This window comes from Gemella haemolysans, from assembly GCF_012273215.1.
Lineage (GTDB): Bacteria > Bacillota > Bacilli > Staphylococcales > Gemellaceae > Gemella > Gemella haemolysans_A.
In genome coordinates, this window is the sequence record NZ_CP050965.1 from 277,237 (window position 1) to 300,390 (window position 23,154).

Genomic DNA, 23,154 nt, shown 5'->3' on the forward strand with positions numbered 1-23,154 from the left:
AAGGAATGAGTCAAAGAGTAGAATGGAAAATTTATACCGGTTTTTTATTCTGCTCTTTTTATCTTATCAATTGATAAAAAAATTGATAAGTTATATAATTAGTGTGAAAAAAAGAATACTAAAATATTGGTAGGAGGAAAATTTTATGACGAATATAGTATTGATTCATGGTACATGGTGTGATGGGACTGTGTGGGGAGAATTCGCAGATGATCTGCAAAAATTAGGTTTAAATGTATATACTCCAACATTGAGATATCATGATTTACCTTATGAAGAAGTCGAAAAAAAGGTAGCAGATGTTAGTTTAGATGAATTTGCTGATGATATTGTAGATCTAATAGAAACGCTAGATGAAGCTCCGATTGTATTGGGGCACTCGTTAGGAGGACTCCTTGCTCAGAAAGTTGCTATGAAGACAATGACTAAGGGGCTTATTTTAATGGGGACTGCACCAGCAGCAGGAATTTTCGCATTTTATCCAAGCATGGTAATTTGTTTCTATAAACATTTTCTACGTTGGGGATTTTGGAAAAAATCTATGCCCCCTTATAAACATGCATTTTATGATTATTGTATGAATAATCAAGATGAAGCGGATAAGGAGAGAGAATTTTCTAAATTAGTTCCAGAATCTGGATTTACATACTTCCAAATGGCACTACCTTTTTTAGATAAGCAAAAAGGTGCATATATTGATTTTAAAATTGTAACTGAACCTGTATTAGTAATAACTGGAAGTGAAGATAAAATGGTGCATCCAAATATAGCAAAAGCAACAGCGAAAAGATACAAAAACGCTACATTAACAATATTACAAGGTTCAGATCATATGTATGAAGCTCCGAAATATAGAGACAAAACTGTAGAAGCAATAGAGAAATGGCTAAAAAATAACAATCTTAACTAGTGATTTTTTGAAAGAAATAGTATTTTATGTAAATGAAAAAGTAAATAATCATGAGTTTTCAAAAAACTTTTTAAAAAAAATTCAAAAAAAAGTGTTGACATTTTTAATTCTGAATGATAACATAGAGTCAAGTTAAAAATTACCAATATTCAAATAAGTACTTTATAGGAACTTTTACAGAGAGTGTGGATGGGTGAAAGCACACAATGCAGATGATAAAGGAAAATGGTTTGAATGGTAAAAAAAGTGAGTTTTAAAACACAAGCTTTTTTCGTAGGCGTTACGTTACAAACGCACACTATCTCGGATATATTCTAGATGCATAGCCGATGTAGTGGTAAAGTTCGTATTTTACGAAAAAGTAAGGTGGTACCGTGAAATTAGTTTTCGCCCTTATTCTCTTAGGAGAGTAGGGGTGATTTTTTTTACATAAAATTCACAAAACCTAAATATTAATAATAAAAAAATCAAAAGGAGAAAATTATATAATGAAGAAATTATTATTTTTAGTAACAAGTTTTATACTTGGAATCGTATTAATTGGATGCTCTAGCGCATCAAAAACTGAGAAAAAAGGTATCGATGTTGATAAACTAGATCCTAGTAAACCTGTAACAGTAAAAGTTGGAGCTACTAACGTACCTCACGCTGTATTATTAGAGCACGTTGCTCCTCAACTTGAAAAAGAAGGAATCAAATTAGACATCGTTACATACCAAGACTACTACGTACCAAACAAAACGTTAAACGATAAAGATATCGACATTAACTACTTCCAACACGTACCATTCTTAAAAAATGCTATTAAAGAAAATGGATACAAAATTGAAGATGCTGGTGCAATTCACTTAGAGCCAATCGGATTATACTCTAAAAAAGTTAAAAACGTTAAAGACCTTAAAGAAGGTGCCAAAGTATTAGTAAGTAACAACAAATCTGAATGGGGACGCGTAATTAAATTACTAGCTTCTGAAGGATTAGTAAAAGTTAAAGATGGTGTAGATCCAGTAACAGCTACTTTTGATGATATCGCTGAAAACCCTAAAAAATTACAATTTAGCTACGAAAATGATCCAGCATTAATGGTTAAATTCTACCAAAATGGTGAAGGTGACCTAGTTTCAATCAACGCTAACTTTGCTGTTGACGCAGGATTAAATGCAGCAACTGAACCAGTTTTAGTAGAAAAAGCTACAGATGATAACCCATATGCTAACATCGTCGTTGTTCGTGAAGGTGATAAAGACAAACTTGTTGTTAAAAAACTTGTTGCAGCTTTAAAATCTGAAGATACTCAAAAATTCATTAAAGAAAAATGGAATGGAGCAGTATTACCTGTTAAATAATTTCATTAAATAAATAAAAAAGCAGCTCATAAGAGCTGTTTTTTTGTTTATTTAAAGTAAAGAAAGTGTGAATTTAATTTATATACTGGAAAATAAAAAATTGGACTGACAAAAATCAGTCCAATTAGTTTATATGAATGTTGATATTATTAACCAGAAATTTAAGATTATTAATATTACTGTACAGATCCATGCAAGAATCTTCATCCATGGTTTAATAACAAATTCTCCCATAAGTTTTTTATTTGATGTATAAAGTGTTAGTGGGATAATTGATATTGGAAGAGCAATACTTAAGAATACTTGTGTATAAATTAGTAAGCTCTCTATTGCTTGTTCGCTATCTCCGAAAACTATTAAACAGATAACAACAGGTAATACTGCAATTACACGTGTTAACATTCTTCTAAGCCACATAGGAAGCCTTAAATGAATGAAACCTTCCATAACTATTTGCCCTGATAATGTACCAGTAATAGTAGAATTTTGTCCAGATGCTAAAAGAGCAACTGCGAATAATATACTAAGAAGTGGCGAAGCAATAGATCCAACAATATTACTATCTTGTAAAGCATTGTATAAATCTGTAAAACGTCCAAGGCTGTCACCATGACCATGGAATAATGCTGCCCCAAGAACTAATAGTAGACAGTTTACTACGAATGCAATAGTAAGTTGAATATTAGAATCTATTGTAGAAAATCGAATTGCTTCTCTTTTAACTTTATTATCTTTTCTATCGTATCGTCTTGCTTGAACAATAGAAGAATGTAGGTATAAATTATGTGGCATAACTGTTGCACCTACGATACCAAGGGCGATAAATAATGCACCTTTATTACTAATTACTTCTTTGTTTGGAATAAATCCTTTAATTAATTCTCCGGTATTAGGATTAGATAATAAAACTTCATAGAAGAATATTATAAGAATTGTAAAAATAAGTGCAGCCACAATTGCCTCAATTTTTCTAAATCCAAAATGCGCTAATAATAATAGTAAAAATACATCGAAGATAGTTATTATAACTCCTAATAGTAATGGAATACCGAATAACAATTTTAAAGCTACGGCACTTCCGATAATTTCTGCAATATCAGTAGCCATAATAGCTAGTTCGGTAATAATCCAAAGGACAACACCTAGTTTCTTACCAGTATGTTTTCTAGTTGCTTGAGCTAGGTCCATACCAGTTACAATACCTAATCTTACAGACATTGATTGAAGCAACATCGCGATAAGATTCGATATAAGTATAACGAATAGTAAGCTATACGCATATTGAGCACCACCAGCGATAGAGGTAATCCAGTTACCAGGATCCATATAACCGACTGCTACTAATGCTCCCGGTCCACTATAAGCCAGGACTTTCTTTAAAAAGCTTCCTTCTTTTGGAACATCAACTGTATTGTTAATTTCTTGAAGAGAAAGCTGATTCGCAGCTTCTAACTCTTCTTGACTTTTTCTCAAAAATTTTTTAAAAATCATTTAATCACCTTCTCTAAAAATAATAGTGTAGAATAAGAATATAAAACTACTTTCCTTAAGGCAGAAATCTTGCCTTCGGAAAACTATAAACAATATTATACTACAAAAATGAAAAAATGTAAATTCTTTTGAAAATAGATATCATCATGATATTAGTTTATTATTAGTATAAGATGAAAAAAGTTTAAAATATATTGAAAATAATTTGAATAGAAATAAAATCCTATTGTAATATAAGTTAATTCTTTGTATAGGAAAAATGAGAAAATATTATTAGGTGATTATATATACAACAATGATAAATGTAGTTCTGTATATATAATTGTGATAGAATATAATTGAAGGGTTATACAGTAGGGGGAGATACTTATGGAAAGTTATATTTTTATTATCATATTAAGTCTAATTTTTGCTAGTGCCATTAAGTGTTTAGTAGATAGTGAGAATAAGAGAGAGTTCCTATTTAGACGAAGTTGTTGTTCTAGTTGTCAGAAAGAATTAAGGGGTATGGACTTAATTCCCATTTTTAGCTATTTATATAAAAAAGGACGATGTAGTTACTGTAATCAAAAAATTCCATTAGATGTATTTTTATACGAAATTTTTACTTTTATTACTATAGTATTATTTATTATTTTCCAAAATCATTTTGTTTTTATTAGTTATCTTGAAGTTAGTATATTTATTATTCTCATTTTTTTAGGAATAGAAGATATAAAATCATTTGAAGTTAATGATGAGTTGTTTTATCTTCTAATTATATTAAATTTTTCTTCTATATATATACACTATTATTTATTCAATTTTTTAGATTTTATTTATCTTATTATTATCTTTCATATACTATATATTTTTACAAGAGGTGGTTTAGGTTATGGCGATATAAAAGTTTTTTGTGTATTAGCTTTAAATTTAAACTTATTTGAAGGAGTGTATTTGTTAATTTTCACATTTTTATATGCAGGATTCTTCGCCATTTGGTTAATTATTTTGAAAAAAGTTAAAAGAAAAACGAAACTACCACTAGTACCATTCATAGCGCTTAGTTATTTAACAATAATATTAATAAGGGAGGGATTATTATGGTAGCATATACTATTAAAGAGTTTAATGAGGAAGATCGTCCGAGGGAGAAATTCAAAAAATTAGGTGCTCTAGCTCTCAGCGATAAAGAGATTCTAGCAATATTACTAAGAACAGGGACAAAAAATCAAAATGTAATTGAGCTTTCCGACATGATTCTGAAAGATATGGGTGGCATTACAAAGTTAAGAGATACAACTTTAACAGAACTTATGAAACATAAGGGGATAGGTCAGGAAAAGGCGATACACATTCTGGCGAATATAGAGTTTGCAAGAAGAATATATGCAACGAATGTCCTAGATGTGAAGTGTGATAGCCCGCAGTCAATAGCCAATTATCTAAAATCATCTTTAGAGAATTTAACACAAGAAGTCTTCATAGTATTAGATATTGATACGAAAGGTAAAATAATCGAAAAAAGAGAAGTATTCAAAGGTAGTTTATCTATGTCGGTGGTGCATCCAAGGGAAGTATTTAAACTAGCGATAAAAAATAGTGCTTCAAGCATTGTCTGTGTGCATAATCACCCAAGTGGAGATGCAACACCTTCTATAGAAGATATTAAAACGACGATAAATCTAATGGAAGTTGGTGAAGTAGTTGGTATAGAAATGCTAGATCATATTGTAGTGGCTAAAAAAGGATATGTTAGTATTAGAAAAGTATTGAATTATCTAGCAGTTGAAAATATAGATTATAAATATGAAGATGTTACAGGTGAACAATTAAAATATATACTGAGAAAATATAAGGTTGTAGGAGAGTATTAAATAAGTAAAAGGTCTAAAACGAAATATAAAAAATTGATTTTCTAGTAGAAATATAGTAGTATAAAGGAAGGTGATTCACTACCTATATTTCAAATGTGAACGTTAAGCTAGGAATTTTTCCTAGCTTTTTTGTATGGAATATTTTTAATGGGTGAAAAATTCTAGAATAAGGGTATTTGATATGCAAACAATTTGAAAAATTATAGAAAGATCAATATTTCAAAATTTTTGCTTTTCTACTTCATCTATGTTAAAATATAGTCATAAAAGAGAGAGCCGTTTTAAAGACGGTGGCTCTAGTTTAGGTATTTTATAACCATCTAGCCTGCCAAAGCATAAAGATGGTTATTTTTTATTGTCTTTTTTTAATGCTACAATACATGCACTAACTACTGAAACAATCAATAGATTTATTCCAATAATCGTCTGTACAATTTCGTAAGCTGACAACTTGCTACTCCTTTCGTCAAGATTTTAGTGTATGCGAGCATAGCACCATCCCCTTTCATATTGAAGTAGCCACCATCTTTATCGGAAGTGTTACACTCCCTAACTTCTCTCTCCAATTTTGATTATATCAAATTAAATGGTCATTATCAATAATTTATAAATATACGTAATATAATAAATTTAAAGGATAAATATAGTGTTACAGTGAATGTTAAAAAAATTCATTTACTATAGTTTTACTGAAGTTATTATATCAAAAAAGTGGTTTTGATGAGGAAATAATTTTGTAAATGTATATAGGTATAGAAAAGAGAAGACATGTATTTTTTAGTTCCAGTTAAAAGATTAGTTTCAAGTTAATTTTTAGTTTTATATTTGAATTGGAATTTAATTTAAGAATTAATAAATTCTAAAAACAACCTTGAATTTTCAGAAATAACATTGACTAGCAATTTTTTATTTGATATAATTTCTATAATTTAACAAACGTTAATTGGGTTTTATGTTGAGTGGAAAGTTAATCTATAGATTGAATTATTTTAGAATATCAAATATTAAGAAAGAAATTGATTAGCTTCTATGAGCAATTGATTTCTTTTTATTGTATTTAGATTTTAAAAGGCTATTTATAAAATAAAAACTGGACTTTTAAATAGAAGGACTCAAATTAGGAGTGGGAAATATGAGAAAATTTTTATTTGCGGTAGTTTTATTTCTTATTACAGTAGTCTCGGGGATTAATATTTATTTTTCATATCAAATTAAATATGTTGTCGATGCCCTTACTACTAAAAATGAGCAATTATTCTACAATCAAATTATATATTTATCTGTAATTATAATACTAATGCTTATATGTGAATATTTACGTCAGATTTTAGATACTATTTATCTGAATAAAGTTGGGTTTAATATTCATAGAACCCTTGTGGGTAGTTTACTTAAGAATAAACTAGATACAAAGAGTAAAAATTTATTATCTACTGTAAATAATGATATTGGAATGGTAAAAGATCAATATTATAATACGATTTTTTCTCTGTATCAGGGGATAGTTTATTTTATTTTTGCTACAATAGCGTTGTTCAAATTGGATGTAACAACAGCGTTTTGGGTTATAGGATTGTCATTATTTCCGATTGTAATTCCTAACCTATTCAAATCATATTTGAAAAATGTTCAAAACAGTATTTCTATACAAAAGGCTAGTTATAACGATAAACTTGAAGATTTTTTAGAAGGGTTATTAGTTATTAAAAATAGCGATTCTGCTAATATATTTTATGAAAAATTACTTAATGAATATAAAAAAATAAATAAACTTGTTAATAGGAAGAATGTTTTAGCATCACTTGTAAATGTCTTAACAGGATTAGTATTCTATGCTACTATTATTGCTATTTTATATATAGGAGGTCGTCAAGCTCTGTTAGGAAATACTAGTGTAGGGGATATAGTATCTATTTTTACTATTTCTGCAGAGTTAGTAATGCCTGTCAATTTGATAACAGCTTCTATAGCTAATATAACATCCGTAAAAGATATAAAAAGGGAATTAGATTCTAAAGAGAAGTTTGAATATATAGATAGTCATAAAATTATCGATTTTGAAAACATAGAAATTCGAAATGAAAGCTATAAATTTAATAATAGAGAAATTTTTAGTGATTTTTCGGCTATTTTTGAAAAAGGTAAAAAGTATTTAATTCAAGGAGATAGTGGTAGTGGAAAATCGACGTTAGCATTACTATTAACAAAAAACCTTGAAGGATGTAACATATTTTTAAATGGAAAAAATATTAACAGTTATGAATACAACACAATTCAAAAAATAATAACTTATGTACCTCAAGATAGCTTTATATTTGTAGGTACGATTATCGATAATCTTACTTTTTATAAAAACATAGAAGCGGATAAAATAATGACTTTAATAAAAGAAACTAGATTAGATGACAAAATTAAAGAAGTTTCCAATTTGGTTAATACTACGTACGATAAGAGAAAATCAAATTTATCTGGTGGACAAAAACAAAGGTTAGCATTAATTAGGGCAATATTACAGGAAAAACAAGTTATAGTTTTAGATGAAACATTATCAGGATTGGATAAAAATACATACATCTTAATTGAAAAATTACTATTAAGTATGAAAGATAAGACTTTAATTCATATTTCACACAGATCTTATCCAGAAACTTTGAGAATGTATGATGAGGTATATGTAATGGGGAAAATAGAAAATGCCAAGTAATGTTTATTGCTTGGCATTTTTGTGTTATTTAATTCATTTAATATTTGATATTACTGTACTTTTAATTCTACACATTCTGTTAGTTGTTTTTTGATTTCTTCTTGTATATGGTGAGAAATCATTATTAAGGTTAACTTATCGTCAGCTAAGATATTGTTTTCTATCTGTACTGCTGTTTTTTCATCTAATGCTGAGGTTGCTTCATCGAGAATTAAAATTGGATAATTTCTAATTAAAACTCTCGCAAGAACTAACCTTTGTTTTTCTCCTCCTGATAGGATTTCTCCCATATTAGATAGGTTGTGATCTAAGCTGTCAGGTAAAGCTCTAACTCTATCAGCTAAACAAACTTTTTCCAATATGCTCCATATTTCTTCATCTGAATAACTATCATCTAAAGTGATGTTATATCGAATTGAACCGCTGAAAATAGATGTTTGTTGACTCACATATCCAATCTCTTTGGAGAAGTTAATATCATCCTGTATTTCAAGAGGATTTCCATCGATTAAAACTTTATCGTGGTTGGATTGTAATTTTCCTAGTAGCAACTTGATTATAGTAGATTTTCCTGAACCACTTTTACCGATTACGGCATATTTTCCACCTTTATTTATATTAAAGTTGAAGTTTCTAATAACATGGTTATCTCCGAAACTATAATTAAAGTTTTTAAATTCAATATTTTCTTCAACGTGTGGATAAAGTGTTTCTTTAGCAGTCGCTTTAGTTATAACGCTATTTAATATTTCTTTTGTACCGATTACCTTAATATACAGATCAACCAATTGATTGATAGAAGTAAGGTATATACCTAGTATAGTAGATACCGAAGCTATTGTTCCGATAGTCAATTCATTTTTTAAAACCAAATAAATCGCAAAGATAAAAATTAATAATTCAAGTAATTTCTCGATACTTTGTAAAGTTAATTCACCAAATGCCATTAATTTAGAAATACTATACTGTTGATCTTCTTTTTGGATCTGACTAGTCTTAACATTTTTTGAGAATAAATTTATCTTACCGATATTTTTTAAATCTTCATAGCCTGTTAAATATTCCTTTAAAACTCCAGAGAATTTCCCTGATAAAATTGATAAATTTGTATATCCTACACTAATTTTTTTACCAAACTTACCGCTTATTAAAAACATAGCGACTGATGATAATAGGGCGAATACAACAAATTTCCAATTAATAAGCCATAAAAATACTACTGATGAGATAAATAATACAATAGCACTAAGTAAACCAGTTAATGGTGAGAATAAATATGCAGATAATAATTCAAGTTGATAAGTATATTTAGTCATATGTTCACCAGAGTCAACCTTATTAAATTCTGACTGAGACATAGTTTCTATGTTTTTACTAATTCTATCACCTAGATATATTTTCCATTGTTTAACTAATTGTGCAATTATAATTTTTAACCACGCTCTAAGCAATTCTACTATTATTAAAACACAAATAATAAAGCCAACTTTTGTCCATAGAGATCCTGTTTTGTATATTACAGAATCAACAATATCAACACGAGCGTATACAACATAAACAGTCCCTATTGATACTATTAGTGTCAAAATAAACATAATGCATAACTTTAATTTGTTCAATGTTATAACTTCTAAAATATTTTTAATCAAATTGCTCTCCTTTGAATAGATTACATAAATGTTGTTTGTATTTAAGTTACAAGCTTTATGTAACTTTAATTATACTGACTTTTTTTTTCGTGTCAAGATAATTAGAGTAAGTTTTCTGAAAATTATAAGTTTATATTGTTATCATCTATTTTTCATACTATAATAAAAGTATAAATATAAGTTGGTGTTTTATATAGTTCTCAAAATCTCCTTTAGTAGTTTGTTATTATTTAAGTGGAATTAAAAGTAGGAGGTATTTATGAAAAGATATATTTTAAAATTTAAATATAGGTTCTTATTAATTTGTTTTCTTATATTGTTAAGACAGTTATTTCTTATGAAGAGTAACTTTTTAAATGCAGATGCTATAACTGTGCTTACTAACAAAAATCTACATAGTTTCTTTGAAATTATCTTATTCTTATCAGTTACGTGGTTTGTTATTATAGTAATTGATAGAGTGGTAAAGGTAAGAGAGGAGATTTTTATTCAAGATATTGGAATAGATGTTAAAGATAATCTGTCTAGTAGCCTTATAGAATTAGATATTGAAAAGTATAAAGATAATTCATCTGGTGTTTATCAATCTTGGTTTAACAATGATATTCAAATGATTCAAGAAAAAGGTTTGAGAAATATATTTGCTATAATATACAGCCTTTCTGGTGTGGTATTTTCTCTTTATGCTCTATTGAAATATCACTGGATTATTTCTTTAATTACTATTATAGGAACAGGAATATTAATTTATCTTCCAAAAATTTTTAATAAAAAACTTCATAATATGGGAACAGAAGTTACTAAAGAAAATGAGAATTATGTTGCTTCGTTAGAGGAGACGATTCTAGACTATGATACGTATTTCTCTCTTAATAAATTACAAATAATTTCTAAAAGAATAGCTAATATAAGTAGAATTTTGAAAAATGTATTTGTTAAACAAAGTAAATTGGAAAGTAATTATTATATGCTTAACTTCGGCTTAAATGTCTTTTTCCAAGTGTTATTAGTTTTTGTTACAGGGTATTTAGTTGTTAAAGATAATTTGGAAATCGGTGCAGTTGCAGCCGTAGGAATGTTTGCTAATCTTGTATTTGATGGTATGAGCCAAGTAGGTTATAGAATAGCATTTATTAAAGGCGCAAAACCTATTTTCTCTAAGCATGATGAATTCATGTTAAATAATAAGGATACCTACTCACCTATTGAATATTCTTTAAGAGAAACATTATTTAAAATTAAAAACTTATATTTCAGTTATGGTGATAAAGAAATTCTAAATAATGTGAATCTTGATATAAAAGAGGGGAATAAATATTTAATAAGTGGAGATAGTGGCGTTGGTAAATCAACATTATTTAAAATAATTACAGGGCAATTAAGAAATTATGAAGGTAGTGTAGAGTATTGTAGTGTTGATTTGAAAAAATTATCTACTAAGCAAATACTAGAAAAACTAACTATAATTCAACAAGAAAATTTTGTATTTTCAGGCACTGTCAAAGATAACATAACTATGGGAGAAGTAGCTGAGGATAGTGAAGTAGCTAAATATTTAGAAAAAGTGGGCTTAACACAGAAAGACTTCTTATATTCAGAAGTAGAGGTTCATGGAAAAAATCTTTCAGGAGGACAACGCCAAAGATTGGCTATAGCTAGAGCGTTATTTAATGGTAAAAAAATACTTTTAATTGATGAAGGAACATCAGCTTTAGACAAAGAATCGGCGAAAAGTTTAGTAGAAATGCTGTTAGGAAATAAAGAATTAACGATAATAATGATTAGCCATGATATAAGTGATGAACTAAGAGGAAAATTTGATAATATTATAAAATTGTGATACAAGTGAAAGTTAGTAAAAAATGATATAGATTGAATAGAAAAATGAAAATAGGAGAGTGGCTAAAAAATCAATTTCTCCAAGAATAAGATTTTGAGTCACTCCCATTTGATAAGGAGGAAAAGCATGAGTTATAAGTTTATGAGTGATGCTTTAGATAATAATTTAATGCCAATAGGTAAAAGTGATTTTTTAAATTTATTTAAAGATTTAGAAATAGGAGAAGGCGATATCCTGATTGCGCACGTATCTCTTAGTAATTTTGGTTATATAATCGGCGGTGCAAGATGTATTTATGAAGCACTTATGGAAAGATTAGGAGAAAGTGGAACGCTCGTTGTTCCAACACAATCTTTAGAAAATATGTCTCCAGAGTATTGGGAATATCCTAAAGTTCCTAAGGAGTGGATAGAAAAAATTAAACAAGAAAGTTTATCTTATGATGTTAATCTATCTAGTACACGAGGTATGGGGAAATTTAGTGAGTTTGTTATGAATTTAACACACTCAGTTAGAAGTTCTCATCCACTATATTCTTTTTCAGCAGTAGGAGAAAAAGCACAGGAAATAATAAAAGAGCATCCATTAGATGATGGCTTAGGATATAATTCACCATTAGGGAGATTGTATGATCAAAATGCAAAAATTTTATTATTAGGAACTGATTTTGAATCCAATACAGCATTGCATCTTGCAGAATATTCACTAAATAGAAAAACAATAAAAGAAAGTGCAAATGTAGATGGAGAGTGGTTAGAATTTTCTAATATCGAATTAGATATATATGATGATTTCTTAACAGTTCAGAAAGAATTCATGAAAAATTATAAGGGAAGTTATCAAATAAAAGATATACAGAAAACATCAGTTCTTTGTATAGATTTAAAAAGTTGCGTAGATTTTGCGAAAGAATATTATAGAAGAAAAGAAGAAATAAATTCATAAAGTTAATACTGAATAATGTACACTTAGTTGATTTTAGAAATAGCTAGGTGTATATTGTTTTATTTTATTTAAGAAGTAATACAATGGCAATTCACAAAAAGTCTAAAATTAAAAAAAGTGTATATTGTAACTCATAGACAGAGGGGATATTTACTATAAAAACAAGGAATAATTTTTGGAAACCGTTTTTTATTTTATTGCTTTTATACAATGTTTATATTACAATAAAACTGTAAAAGTATACAAAAACATAAGGGAGGGAGTTAAATGGTAAATTTATTAACAGTGAAAAATTTAGCATACAAATATAAAAATTCTAGTAATTATGCGATTAAAAATATTTCTTTTTCTGCGGAAAAAGGAGATATGATTGCACTTATAGGTAAAAGTGGTTCAGGGAAAACTACGATAATTAATTCTACATTAGGATTGTTTTCTAATATCGAAGGAGAGGTATCTTTTGGTGAGGGTGTGTCTGTTCGAGATATAGATTACTGTATGCAAAATCAATCAGTAGATTGGTACTTAAATGTATATGACAATATTTATATGGGGGTATTATACTCTAAAAATACTATTAGCAAGAAAAGTGTAGATGAGATTATTGAGGTTCTAGGTTTAAAAGGTAAGGAGAAATCAGACTTAACAGAATTATCTGGAGGACAACTGCAGAGGGTACAAATAGCAAGAAGTTTGATATCAGATTCAAAAATTTTATTCTTAGATGAACCTACTACAGGATTGGATGTAGTATTATCAAAAAATATATTAGAATACATAAAAAATAATAATAAAGAACATGCTGTTTTTATATCTTCTCATGATTTAGATCTTATAGAAAAGTATTGTAATAAAATAATTTATATAAACGACGGAGAATGTTTATACTTTGGAGAAATGAGCACCTTCTTAAAAGAATATAATAAAGAAATAGTATACAATATTTCTTACAGTGGTGAAATAAGTAAAGATGTGGTAGAAAAACATAAAGATACTATTACAATCGTTGATGATAAAAATTTAAAAATTTTCTTGGAAAAAGAAGAGGAAATTTCAAATGTCTTAAAACTACTATTGGCAGAAAATATTACAATAGGAAGCCTGCAGAAAGAAGAAATTACCTTGAAGAGAATATTGGAATTGGAGGAGTAATTATATGAAAAATGTTATGAAGAATTTTTGGGCGACATCGTATATAGAATACAAGGCGATTGAAAATAATAAGCAGATTATATATACTCAGCTAATGGTTCCAATATTGTACTTTGTATTTTTTGGATTTGGAATAGGGAACTCTTTTTCAAGTTTAGCTTTTAAAGGAGAAAATGTTAGCTATATTGAATATATTTTCATTGGAATTATAGGAGTAATACTAAATTCTCAGATGAATCAGTCAGTTTATAGGGTGAATTTAGATAAAAAATGGGGACTCTTAGCGTATAAAAGAATAAAAGGAACATCAGCAATTTCATATTTTCTAGGAAAATTAGTATTTCCGTTAGGAATCACAATAGTGCAAGTATTATTAATCTACTTTTTATCGTTTTTCTTAGGGATAAAAATACAGATAGGTCCTTTTCTAAAAGTATTAATTATTGTAATTATTAGTCTAGTATTTTGGTTTTCTCTTGGGGTTATTATCTCATTAGGAACTGTATCGTATAGAACTAGAGACCTTATCTTAGGAACATTATTACTACCGATAATTTTTGCCGCACCGACTTTTTATAGTTTAGATAATTCTAAGGTGCTATACTATATATCAAAACTTAATCCATTAACTTACCAATTAACGAGCATGAGAACTGTAATTTTTGATATGGATCTTGATATAAATACATATATTACAATATTTTTAAGTCTAATAATGTTTGTTTTAGCAATAAGCGTGATAATAAGATCAGAATTATTAGGTGATGAGAGATAAAAAATGTACACTTAGTTGTTTTAGAGATGACTAAGTGTACATTTGTATTTATATGAAATGTATTACTGAGATTTTCGTATTGATACCATTATATTTTCATATTACAATAAAGGTGTAAAGTTTAACAGCACTATAAACATATATAAAATATGAAACTTCTAATGTAAGAGGAGGTTATTGGTAATGGACAGTATAATAGGATCTATCGTTGCAACTATAACTATTGCTTTTCTATATTTTATGTTTAGAAGAAAATCTCTCCCCATTTTCAAAAAGAATAAGCAACAATTGCTAATAGGATTGATACCAATTGTTATATTTTGTATTTTCTTTCCAAAAGTGATTAAAATAGCTATAATTTTTTTAGTAGTTGAGATTATTTTATATATAATAGATTATCTCAATGAGAAGAAAAATTCTACGAAATAAGAGTATATATTCCTTCAAAAAATAGTATAGTGATTTTTGGAGAATTCTACAATGGAAGAATTAAAATTAGAGAGTTTTTATTTAAACGAAAATGAATTTAAAATGGTGTATAATAAAAGTATATTTAATATATGAGTGTTGTGAATTGATAACTTGTTAGATTGAAGAAAATAAAAAATGAATAAATAACTTGATTAAGAAAATTCTTAAAACTATTTTTTATCATAACATAGTTAATTGAAATTATTGAAAGGGATGTAATTGTTACATTCATAATAGTGTTTTTAAAGTTTATAAATTAAATAAATTGATGGATTTGTTATTTGGTTATTAACTTATAAATTTAGATGATTTTGTAATTGTACTTGTTAAAATAAAGAAAAAGTTTATTTTGAATTTTGTTAATATATAAGAGAAAGAGAGTGAATAAAAATGAATAAACAATATTATCTTTGTACTGAAATTTTAAGTGAAGGAAGTTCAGTTGCACTAGCTTTTGACGTTAATTGGGACTTAGACATTAGTGATCTAGTTAGAGTAAAACTTATACTAAATCCTAGTGAAGTTTTTGATAGTTTTATGTTAGATGTTTATGATAATTTAGATGGTTTAAATCAAGAAGATATAAATGATTTTTTTAATTCGGAAACATCGGAATCATTGCTTTTGGGATTAATTCAATTAATAAAAGAGAAATTATTTTTTAATCCTCTGGATATAAAGGGTGCGTTATTGACATCTTCTGAAGATATGATAATGATAGATTTATTAATTAAAGTTGATCCTTCAGATTATAGTATAAGTTCTACTGATTTTTATTTAGTGTTTGGCTTGGCTTTTTCTGAATTAACTTTTAGTTCGATAATAGGAAGTTTTCTATTAAAAAAAGGACATGAGCTACATCATCTTTATTACGAGGAGTAAACTTAGATTACTTCTCTATATTTATTGGAATACCTCAAAATATGGAAATCATATCAGATTGATATGATTTTCCCTTTTTCACTATGAGAGAGCAGTGTAATCTGATATAATGTATAGAACTGAAACATATAAATTGATAAGATTATAGATTAATTAAAATCTACTAAAGGAACTTTTGTATGATAAAATTAGTTGTTACAGAAATAACAACGTAAAGTAGAATACAAATAAACGTTATTGAAGTCTTTCTATTAAGAGATTGGAATGTAATTAGTTGTTGAAAAGTACAGGTCGGAATATTTTAGGAAATGGAGAAAGTGATGGATAATATAATAGATGTAAAAGGTCTAAAAAGAAGTTTTAAGACTCTGAAAAACGGTGAATTTGAAGCTATAAAAGGAATAGAATTTTCAGTGAAAGAAGGAGAAATTTTTGGTTTGTTAGGACCTAATGGTGCAGGTAAAACAACAACAATAAAAATTTTAACTACGATGCTTGCACCAAGTGAGGGGAGTGTAAAAGTTTTAGGTTTTGATACTTTTCATGAAGCCAAAAAGGTTAGAGAGCATATAAATTTTGTTTTTGGTGGAGAGCGTAGCCTATACTGGCGACTAAGCGCAAGAGATAACCTAGCATATTTTGCTGATCTTTATAAAATTCCACGTAAAGCGCAAAATGAACTTATTGAAAATTTAATAAAACGTGTTGGTCTTAGTGAATTTATTGATAAAAAAGTAGAAACCTTCTCGAAAGGTATGAAACAAAGATTACAGATTGCACGTTCATTACTCAATAATCCGAAAATAATATTTTTAGATGAGCCTAGTATAGGTCTAGACCCAATAGGAGCAAAAGAACTTCGTGAACTTATTAAAGAATTAGCCAAAGATGGTGTAACTATATTATTAACAACTCATTATATGCCTGAAGCAGAAGAACTTTGCAATAGAATTGCAATAATAAAAAAAGGTGAACTGCTTGCCTTAGATGATGTGGTAGGATTACAAAATCTTGTTTCTTACGAACGAAAAGAAGAAATAAAAGCGAAAAAAATTCGTGAGCAAGAGGAGAAAAATAAACAAAACCTAGAAATAACTTTGGAAGATATTTATATAGAATTATTGGGGGAGAAATAATATGAGGGCTATTTTAATGAGTGCAAGGGTTCAGATGAAGCAATCGATAGCACGACCGATGTTTAGATTTTGTATTTTTATTGGTCCTATACTGAGTGGTATTTTGTTAGGTATGATATATCAAAATCGTAGTATCGAAGATTTTATGCTTTACGCCTTTATCGGAGCTGGGATATCTACATTTTGGGGAAGTATTTGTTTCTCATCAGCGAGTGACATGGATAGAGAAAAATGGATGGGAACAATGCCGATGATCTTCACTTCACCGATAGGTTTCGAAAATATTATTTTTGGGAAAATATTAGGTAATACATTTTGGGGAATGTTTAGTTTTTGTCTTAATATGTTAACTGTAAAAATTTTATTTAATATAAATATAGTATTTTCTAATTTTCTATATTTTATTTTAATTACACTGTTAATGATAATTTCTATGATAGCTGTCGGTTTTATGATGGCAGGTTTATTTACTCTATCAAGAAAAATAAGTGTACTTATGAATGTAATTGATTATCCAATAATAATGTTAACTGGAATGGTCTTTCCAATATCGATTTTTCCAAAATTTATTCAGTATTTTTCATATTTATTAAGTCCAACATGGGCTATGGAAGGATATAAATTAGCTGTTCAAGGTGGAAGTAATGAAGAATTGTTAAGAGTAGCATTGATTTTAGTTTCTATTACTACTATTTATTTTATAATTAGTATATTTTCATTTAAAAAAATAAAAAAACTTTGTGTAGTAAATGGAACATTGGAGGTGTTTTAATATGGAAAATATATCTAGATTTTTTAGAAGAATTAGATTTTCATATAAAATGGCTTCTGTACTTAGTGATTGGCGTACATTCTTTACTATTGATTTATTAATCCCATTAATGCAAATGATGTGTTATTCTTTGGTTGGATATTATGTTTATGGAGCAGAAAATATTGAAAAATGGGTTATAAGTAACGCGATAGTAACAAGTGCCTTTTCGGCAATTTATAGAGTAGGATTACAACTTGCAAGAGAGCGCGCTAGTGGAACGTTATCGTTAATGCTTGCAACAAAGACTAGTATTTCAGAAGTTTTATTATCGAGTGCGATTTCTACGATGCTTTTAAGTTTCATTTCAGTAGTTTTTGGGGTTAGTATTCTTAGTGTAACATTAGGATTAGTATGGACTGTTCAAAAAATTTTAGAATTTATTTTGGTTTTAATACTTGCGATTTTCACAGCAACTTGTTTTGGTTTTTTCTTCTCGTGTTTTATTCTGTTAACGACTGAAATTCATTTAGTTACTAACACAATAGATAAAGTACTTCTAATATTTACAGGAGCAAACTTTCCAGTTAGTAGCTTTCCACATCTAGTAGAGCAGTTTTGTTATATGTTGCCACTAACACGTTCTATATTATTAGCACAAAGATTACTAAGTGGTGAAAGTGTGATAAATAACTTATATCTAGTTAGAGGAGAGGTAATTTTAGCTTCTATATTTTTAATACTAGGAATAATAATGTTAAAAAATATGGAACGTGCAGCAATAAAAGGCGGAACGTTAGATATGCTGTAATTTCAATAAAGGAGATTTAGAGTTGGTATTCTAAATCTCTTTAACTATATAAATATTGTAAAATTCTTTTAGTATTATAATTTTGTATAAAGTATAATTTTCAAAATAAGGAATAAATATGAGTCTTGAAAATTATTTAAAGAATAAATTTTTAAAAAAGGTAAACAGCTGTATATTAAACAAAAAGAGAGAACTAAATATACAAATGAAAAACGGAGAAGTCATATCAATTTAGGACTTTTTTATATATTAAATTGGGAAAATTATTGTTGAATGAAATATGTAGATAATTGTTCATTTTATCAATGAAAAACATACTCATATTTTATTAATTAATAAATAGAATTTAAATGTTTTTATTTGTTAATAACATTTAAAACTGTTATAATAAAGGCGAAGAATTAGAAGGTGTTATTGTGAGTAGTTATATAACAGAATTCATTGTGAAGAATAAAAGAAGTCTATTCTTTATAATAATATTTTTTAATAAAAATTGTTTAGATTTAATAAATTAAGGTGAGAGAAATGACAAGAAAGAAATATATATATTTAGCAATAGTGATAGGGATTTCTATATTTATATCTTATTTTTTTATAAGTGATATACGTGAATGGGCTGTAATAACTAATGTATTTTTAGCTAGTTTTCTTATATATACATCGTATCTTTTATTTTATAAAAAGAGTTATAATTTATTAGCTGGTATGACGGAAGAAGAATTGAAAAAATCTGAAAGTGATATAGAAATAAGACTTAAGTATGAAAAAGGTGCGAAAATTATGGGGGTAATTTCTTTTATTGGAGGACTTTTTGTACTGTATATATTATACTCGTCTTTGAAATTATAATAATTTTTAAGTTGTTTATAGAATTACTAACGAAACAAGAACACATGGTCACAGCGTTTGATGAGAAACTGTTCAATATATTAGTTAAAAAAATGGTTATATATACGAAAGATAAAATAGAAGTCCACTTCAAAAATGGTCAGGTCATAGAAATATGATTTAGCTGTTTTTATGAATGGAATGAAACATTCATTTTATGATATAATATAAAAGATTGACAGAGATGAGAAATAATGAGGCTTGCCTAAATCGTTAAAAAGTGAGGCACGAAGTAGCGATAAACGAAAGATATCACTACGGAGTTAGTAAGGGAACTAGCTTGCTCACCAAATAGTGGTGAGTGTATGAGATTGAGATGATTTATCATCCAATCGAATTGTTCCGTTGCACCCCCTAAGAGGGTTTTACACCCTAGCAGTGACAACTAGCAATTAGCTTCATCACTAAGTGATTTGCTAATTCCAGTTGTTGTTGCATACATTGTACCTAAGTGTTTTACGACTGCTTCGCTTCATAAAACACAAACGTACAACGCATAGTGATAAAAAAAGGAGCTTTTGTATGATAAAATTAGTTGTTACAGATATTGATGATACGCTATTAAATAGTGATCGTGAGATTTCTAAAAAAAATAGAGAAGTAATTGAAGAGTGTAAGAAACAAGATATTAAAGTTATTTTAGCGTCAGGTAGACCTGATTTTGGAATGATGAGTATAGTAGAGGATTTACAACTTGATAGTTATGATAACTACTTACTTTCATTTAATGGAGCTAGAATCGCTAATCTTAAAACAAATGAAGTGATTTATGAGAAGTTCTTATCGCCTGAGAGAATTAAGTTCTTAATAGATGTTGCTTTGGAGAATGATTGTGATATTCTTACTTACCAAGGTGGGAAAGTTCTTACGAATCGTGACAATGAATACGCACGAATTGAGTCTGGTTTAGTAAGTGCAGAATTAGTAATTAGTGAGAACATGAAAGATGATATTAAAGAAGGTGCTGCTAAGGTAATAATTCTTAAACATCCTGATGAAGCTGTTGAGGTGAAAGATAAACTTGCACTTGAATTAGGTGATGACTATGAAGTAGCTATGTCTAAACCGTTCTTTATCGAGATTAATGATAAAGGTATTTCTAAAGGAGTATCTTTAGATTCATTATGTAAAAAACTTGGTTTAACAAATGAGAATGTAATGGCATTAGGTGATGGGCTTAATGATTTAAGCATGATTGAGTTCGCTGGTATGGGAGTTGCGGTTGATAATGCTAATACTACTTTAAAAGAAGCGGCGAATTTTATTTCTAAGTCGAATGATGAAGATGGTTTCGCTTATGCTATTGAAAAATTTGTTCTTGGTAAAGATGTGTAGATAGAAAGAGGTTCTGATGAAAGTAACTTTGATTTGTGTAGGTAAAGTTAAGGAGAAATTTTATAGGGATGCTATAAAAGAATATGAAAAACGTCTTGGAGCATATATTAAGTTATATACTATTGAAATTTCAGATGAAAAAGTAAAGGTAGAAAATGATTCAGAAATAGCTCTTGCGATGGAAAAAGAAGGGAATAACATATTATCAAAAATTAAAGATAATCAATATGTTATTACTTTAGAAATCTTAGGTAAGAATTTATCAAGTGAAGAATTTGCATCGAAAATTGATAATTTAATGCTTACAGGTAAGAGTGATGTTGCATTAGTAATTGGTGGAAGTTATGGTCTTTCTGATAGTGTGAAAAAACGTAGTAATTTTGCATTATCGTTTAGTAAAATGACGTTTCCACACCAGATGATGCGTGTTGTTTTACTTGAACAAGTGTATAGAGCTTATCGTATAATAACAGGAGCAAGTTATCATAAATAATATAATAGGTGCTGAACTGGAAATTTTATTTTTTACAAAGTTTATATAAAATATCATAGACGCAGTGGCCTATTGATATCTAAATTCGCTTTATAAAAGTTTTTTAGATATCTAATAAATAGCCTGTGCGGGGGTGACTCGACAAAATCGATTTTGATGTGTACCCAAAATTCTGGACACATATATATTTAGTTTAGACAAGTGGATGTTATCCTGTATTGTACAGGAGGCATCCATTTTGTTTTTGATTGAATTCTCTTGTTGTTGTAATAATTTATATATTCAGATACAGCTTTACTAAACTCTTCAAATGACATATAAACCTTTTCATAACCATAATATATCTCCGTCTTCATTCTTCCAAAAAGTGATTCCATGATACTATTATCATAACAATTTCCCTTTCTAGACATCGATTGAATGATTCCATGTTTTTTTAACTCACTTCTATAGTGTGAATGTTGATACTGCCACCCTTGATCAGAATGCATAATTAATCCTTCTGTATTTGGAAATTTATTAAATGCTTGTTCTAACATCCTTTTTATCTGATCTAAATTTGGATGTAAAGATAAATCATATGATATTATTTCATTTGTATGCATATCTAGAATCGCTGAAAAATAGCACTTTCCCCATAAAAAATTGAATTGTGATACATCTGTAGTCCATTTCTGTAAAGGAGCAGTCGTACTAAAATCTCGATTTATTATATTATTAGCGACTTTTCCTACTGTTCCCTTATATGAATGGTATCTTTCTTTAGGAGTTTTCCCTTTCAATCCTTCTTTATGCATAAGACTTTGTACTCGTTTATGATTTACTTTAAAACCTCTATTAATTAGTTCATTGTGAACTCTACGGACACCATATAGTCCTTTATTTTCGGTAAAAATAATTTTAATTTCTTTTAACACTGGTTCATTACGAATAGCCTCAACACCTACTTCTTCCTTATTTACTAAATAATAATACGTTGATTTTGCCATTCCTATTTCTTGTAAAAGGCATTTTAATTGATATCCTTTTTTTCTAAGTTCTTTGATGATTGCTGCTTTTTCGCCTTGAGTTGCGCAGCCCATTTTTCTCGCCTCAAGGCTATTAATTTTTTTATTATTTCTTTTTCCGCTTTAATATTTTCGATTTCCGCTTTTATAAATTTATTTTCTGCACGTAATCTAATTAATTCTTCTCTTTCTGACTCTTTTAATGGTTTAGGACTACTATTTTCTTTCATGATAGGTACCTTTCTTGGTCTTCCTTTCTTCTCATCTACAAGTCCATTATAACCTTTTTCTTTATATTTTTGAACCCATTTATACAGTGTCCTATAGTTAATTCCATTGTCTAGTGCAACGGAATTATATGAATAACCAGCTAAAATTTTAGAAACTAATACTAGTTTTTCTTCTGAATTCCACTTCTTATTTTTTGTTTTATGTCGCAAGACACCTACTCCTAACGAATCAACCATTCTTTTCCATTTTCTAATAGTATCTTTAAATTTTCTAGTAGTTATTCCATTCGGTGTTTCTGGATATTCCCCTCTTTCATACATCTCAACACATTTTACTTTAAATTCAAAACTATAACGCATAAAAATACCCCTTTCACTGGTTTGTCCAGTAAAAGGGGTACATATCATTTCTCCGAAATCACGATTTTTGAGTCACTCCCTTTTTTACTATTAATTCATAAAGATTTTTAGTATAATAAAGG

The 23,154-nt window shown here is 28.2% G+C and carries 22 protein-coding genes; 17 read left to right on the top strand and 5 right to left on the bottom strand.

Annotated elements, in window-relative coordinates:
* The first annotated feature begins 145 nt into the window (after positions 1 to 145).
* Complete coding sequence (locus FOC48_RS01345) at positions 146 to 910, top strand: alpha/beta fold hydrolase (protein ID WP_003146720.1); 765 nt, start codon at positions 146 to 148, stop codon at positions 908 to 910.
* Between the two features lie 488 nt (positions 911 to 1,398).
* Positions 1,399 to 2,256, top strand: a complete 858-nt coding sequence (locus tag FOC48_RS01350; RefSeq protein WP_003146719.1) for a MetQ/NlpA family ABC transporter substrate-binding protein — start codon at positions 1,399 to 1,401, stop codon at positions 2,254 to 2,256.
* 129 nt (positions 2,257 to 2,385) lie between these two features.
* Here the strand turns inward: FOC48_RS01350 and FOC48_RS01355 are convergent, their stop codons facing one another.
* On the bottom strand, positions 2,386 to 3,747 hold the full coding sequence (locus tag FOC48_RS01355) for an Nramp family divalent metal transporter (RefSeq protein WP_003146718.1): 1,362 nt from the start codon (positions 3,745 to 3,747) through the stop codon (positions 2,386 to 2,388).
* Between the two features lie 369 nt (positions 3,748 to 4,116).
* Between FOC48_RS01355 and FOC48_RS01360 the strand changes: the two genes are divergently transcribed.
* Together FOC48_RS01360 and radC are read left to right on the top strand one after the other, a co-directional pair.
* Positions 4,117 to 4,836 (top strand): prepilin peptidase, encoded by a 720-nt coding sequence (locus tag FOC48_RS01360; protein WP_003146717.1) that lies wholly within the window; start codon positions 4,117 to 4,119, stop codon positions 4,834 to 4,836.
* A complete protein-coding gene (gene radC / locus FOC48_RS01365) occupies positions 4,830 to 5,603 on the top strand; it encodes a RadC family protein (protein WP_003146716.1) in 774 nt (257 codons plus the stop codon). The genes FOC48_RS01360 and radC overlap by 7 nt, the downstream gene beginning before the upstream one ends.
* Positions 5,604 to 5,948: 345 nt before the next feature.
* Here radC and FOC48_RS09910 read toward each other — a convergent pair whose 3' ends face one another.
* Positions 5,949 to 6,053 carry a putative holin-like toxin gene (locus FOC48_RS09910; protein ID WP_081450717.1) on the bottom strand — a complete coding sequence of 35 codons (105 nt, stop codon included), beginning with the start codon at positions 6,051 to 6,053 and terminating at the stop codon, positions 5,949 to 5,951.
* Between the two features lie 682 nt (positions 6,054 to 6,735).
* Between FOC48_RS09910 and FOC48_RS01370 the strand changes: the two genes are divergently transcribed.
* Positions 6,736 to 8,307 carry an ATP-binding cassette domain-containing protein gene (locus FOC48_RS01370; RefSeq protein WP_172497802.1) on the top strand — a complete coding sequence of 524 codons (1,572 nt, stop codon included), beginning with the start codon at positions 6,736 to 6,738 and terminating at the stop codon, positions 8,305 to 8,307.
* A gap of 50 nt (positions 8,308 to 8,357) precedes the next feature.
* Here the strand turns inward: FOC48_RS01370 and FOC48_RS01375 are convergent, their stop codons facing one another.
* The gene (locus tag FOC48_RS01375; protein ID WP_254263187.1) at positions 8,358 to 9,902 is read right to left on the bottom strand and encodes an ABC transporter ATP-binding protein; all 1,545 of its coding nucleotides are present in this window, start codon (positions 9,900 to 9,902) and stop codon (positions 8,358 to 8,360) included.
* Positions 9,903 to 10,215: 313 nt separating this feature from the next.
* On the opposite strand from FOC48_RS01375, the gene FOC48_RS01380 reads away from it, so the two are divergent.
* From FOC48_RS01380 to rlmH, 12 genes are all read left to right on the top strand, one after another.
* A complete protein-coding gene (locus FOC48_RS01380; RefSeq protein WP_003146711.1) occupies positions 10,216 to 11,796 on the top strand; it encodes an ATP-binding cassette domain-containing protein in 1,581 nt (526 codons plus the stop codon).
* Positions 11,797 to 11,922: 126 nt separating this feature from the next.
* Positions 11,923 to 12,741, top strand: a complete 819-nt coding sequence (locus FOC48_RS01385; protein WP_003146709.1) for an AAC(3) family N-acetyltransferase — start codon at positions 11,923 to 11,925, stop codon at positions 12,739 to 12,741.
* A gap of 267 nt (positions 12,742 to 13,008) precedes the next feature.
* Positions 13,009 to 13,893 (top strand): ATP-binding cassette domain-containing protein, encoded by an 885-nt coding sequence (locus FOC48_RS01390; RefSeq protein WP_003146707.1) that lies wholly within the window; start codon positions 13,009 to 13,011, stop codon positions 13,891 to 13,893.
* 4 nt (positions 13,894 to 13,897) lie between these two features.
* A complete protein-coding gene (locus FOC48_RS01395) occupies positions 13,898 to 14,668 on the top strand; it encodes an ABC transporter permease (RefSeq protein WP_003146704.1) in 771 nt (256 codons plus the stop codon).
* Between the two features lie 183 nt (positions 14,669 to 14,851).
* A complete protein-coding gene (locus FOC48_RS01400; protein WP_003146703.1) occupies positions 14,852 to 15,097 on the top strand; it encodes a hypothetical protein in 246 nt (81 codons plus the stop codon).
* A 432-nt stretch (positions 15,098 to 15,529) separates the two neighbouring features.
* Positions 15,530 to 16,021: a hypothetical protein gene (locus tag FOC48_RS01405; RefSeq protein ID WP_003146702.1), complete on the top strand. Its 492-nt coding sequence runs from the start codon at positions 15,530 to 15,532 to the stop codon at positions 16,019 to 16,021.
* A 320-nt stretch (positions 16,022 to 16,341) separates the two neighbouring features.
* The gene (locus FOC48_RS01410; protein ID WP_003146701.1) at positions 16,342 to 17,157 is read left to right on the top strand and encodes an ABC transporter ATP-binding protein; all 816 of its coding nucleotides are present in this window, start codon (positions 16,342 to 16,344) and stop codon (positions 17,155 to 17,157) included.
* A 1-nt stretch (position 17,158) separates the two neighbouring features.
* Positions 17,159 to 17,929: an ABC transporter permease gene (locus FOC48_RS01415; RefSeq protein WP_003146699.1), complete on the top strand. Its 771-nt coding sequence runs from the start codon at positions 17,159 to 17,161 to the stop codon at positions 17,927 to 17,929.
* A 1-nt stretch (position 17,930) separates the two neighbouring features.
* Positions 17,931 to 18,719: an ABC transporter permease gene (locus FOC48_RS01420; protein ID WP_003146697.1), complete on the top strand. Its 789-nt coding sequence runs from the start codon at positions 17,931 to 17,933 to the stop codon at positions 18,717 to 18,719.
* Positions 18,720 to 19,244: 525 nt separating this feature from the next.
* A complete protein-coding gene (locus FOC48_RS01425) occupies positions 19,245 to 19,568 on the top strand; it encodes a hypothetical protein (RefSeq protein ID WP_003146696.1) in 324 nt (107 codons plus the stop codon).
* A 561-nt stretch (positions 19,569 to 20,129) separates the two neighbouring features.
* Complete coding sequence (locus FOC48_RS01430; RefSeq protein WP_003146695.1) at positions 20,130 to 20,942, top strand: Cof-type HAD-IIB family hydrolase; 813 nt, start codon at positions 20,130 to 20,132, stop codon at positions 20,940 to 20,942.
* Between the two features lie 16 nt (positions 20,943 to 20,958).
* Positions 20,959 to 21,435 carry a 23S rRNA (pseudouridine(1915)-N(3))-methyltransferase RlmH gene (rlmH, locus tag FOC48_RS01435; protein ID WP_003146693.1) on the top strand — a complete coding sequence of 159 codons (477 nt, stop codon included), beginning with the start codon at positions 20,959 to 20,961 and terminating at the stop codon, positions 21,433 to 21,435.
* A gap of 188 nt (positions 21,436 to 21,623) precedes the next feature.
* On the opposite strand, the gene FOC48_RS01440 is transcribed toward rlmH, so the two are convergent.
* Together FOC48_RS01440 and FOC48_RS01445 are read right to left on the bottom strand one after the other, a co-directional pair.
* Entirely contained in the window at positions 21,624 to 22,517 is an 894-nt protein-coding gene (locus FOC48_RS01440; RefSeq protein ID WP_172497804.1) for an IS3 family transposase, read from the bottom strand.
* A complete protein-coding gene (locus FOC48_RS01445; RefSeq protein WP_172497806.1) occupies positions 22,448 to 23,032 on the bottom strand; it encodes a helix-turn-helix domain-containing protein in 585 nt (194 codons plus the stop codon). The genes FOC48_RS01440 and FOC48_RS01445 overlap by 70 nt, the downstream gene beginning before the upstream one ends.
* Between the last annotated feature and the right edge of the window lie 122 nt (positions 23,033 to 23,154).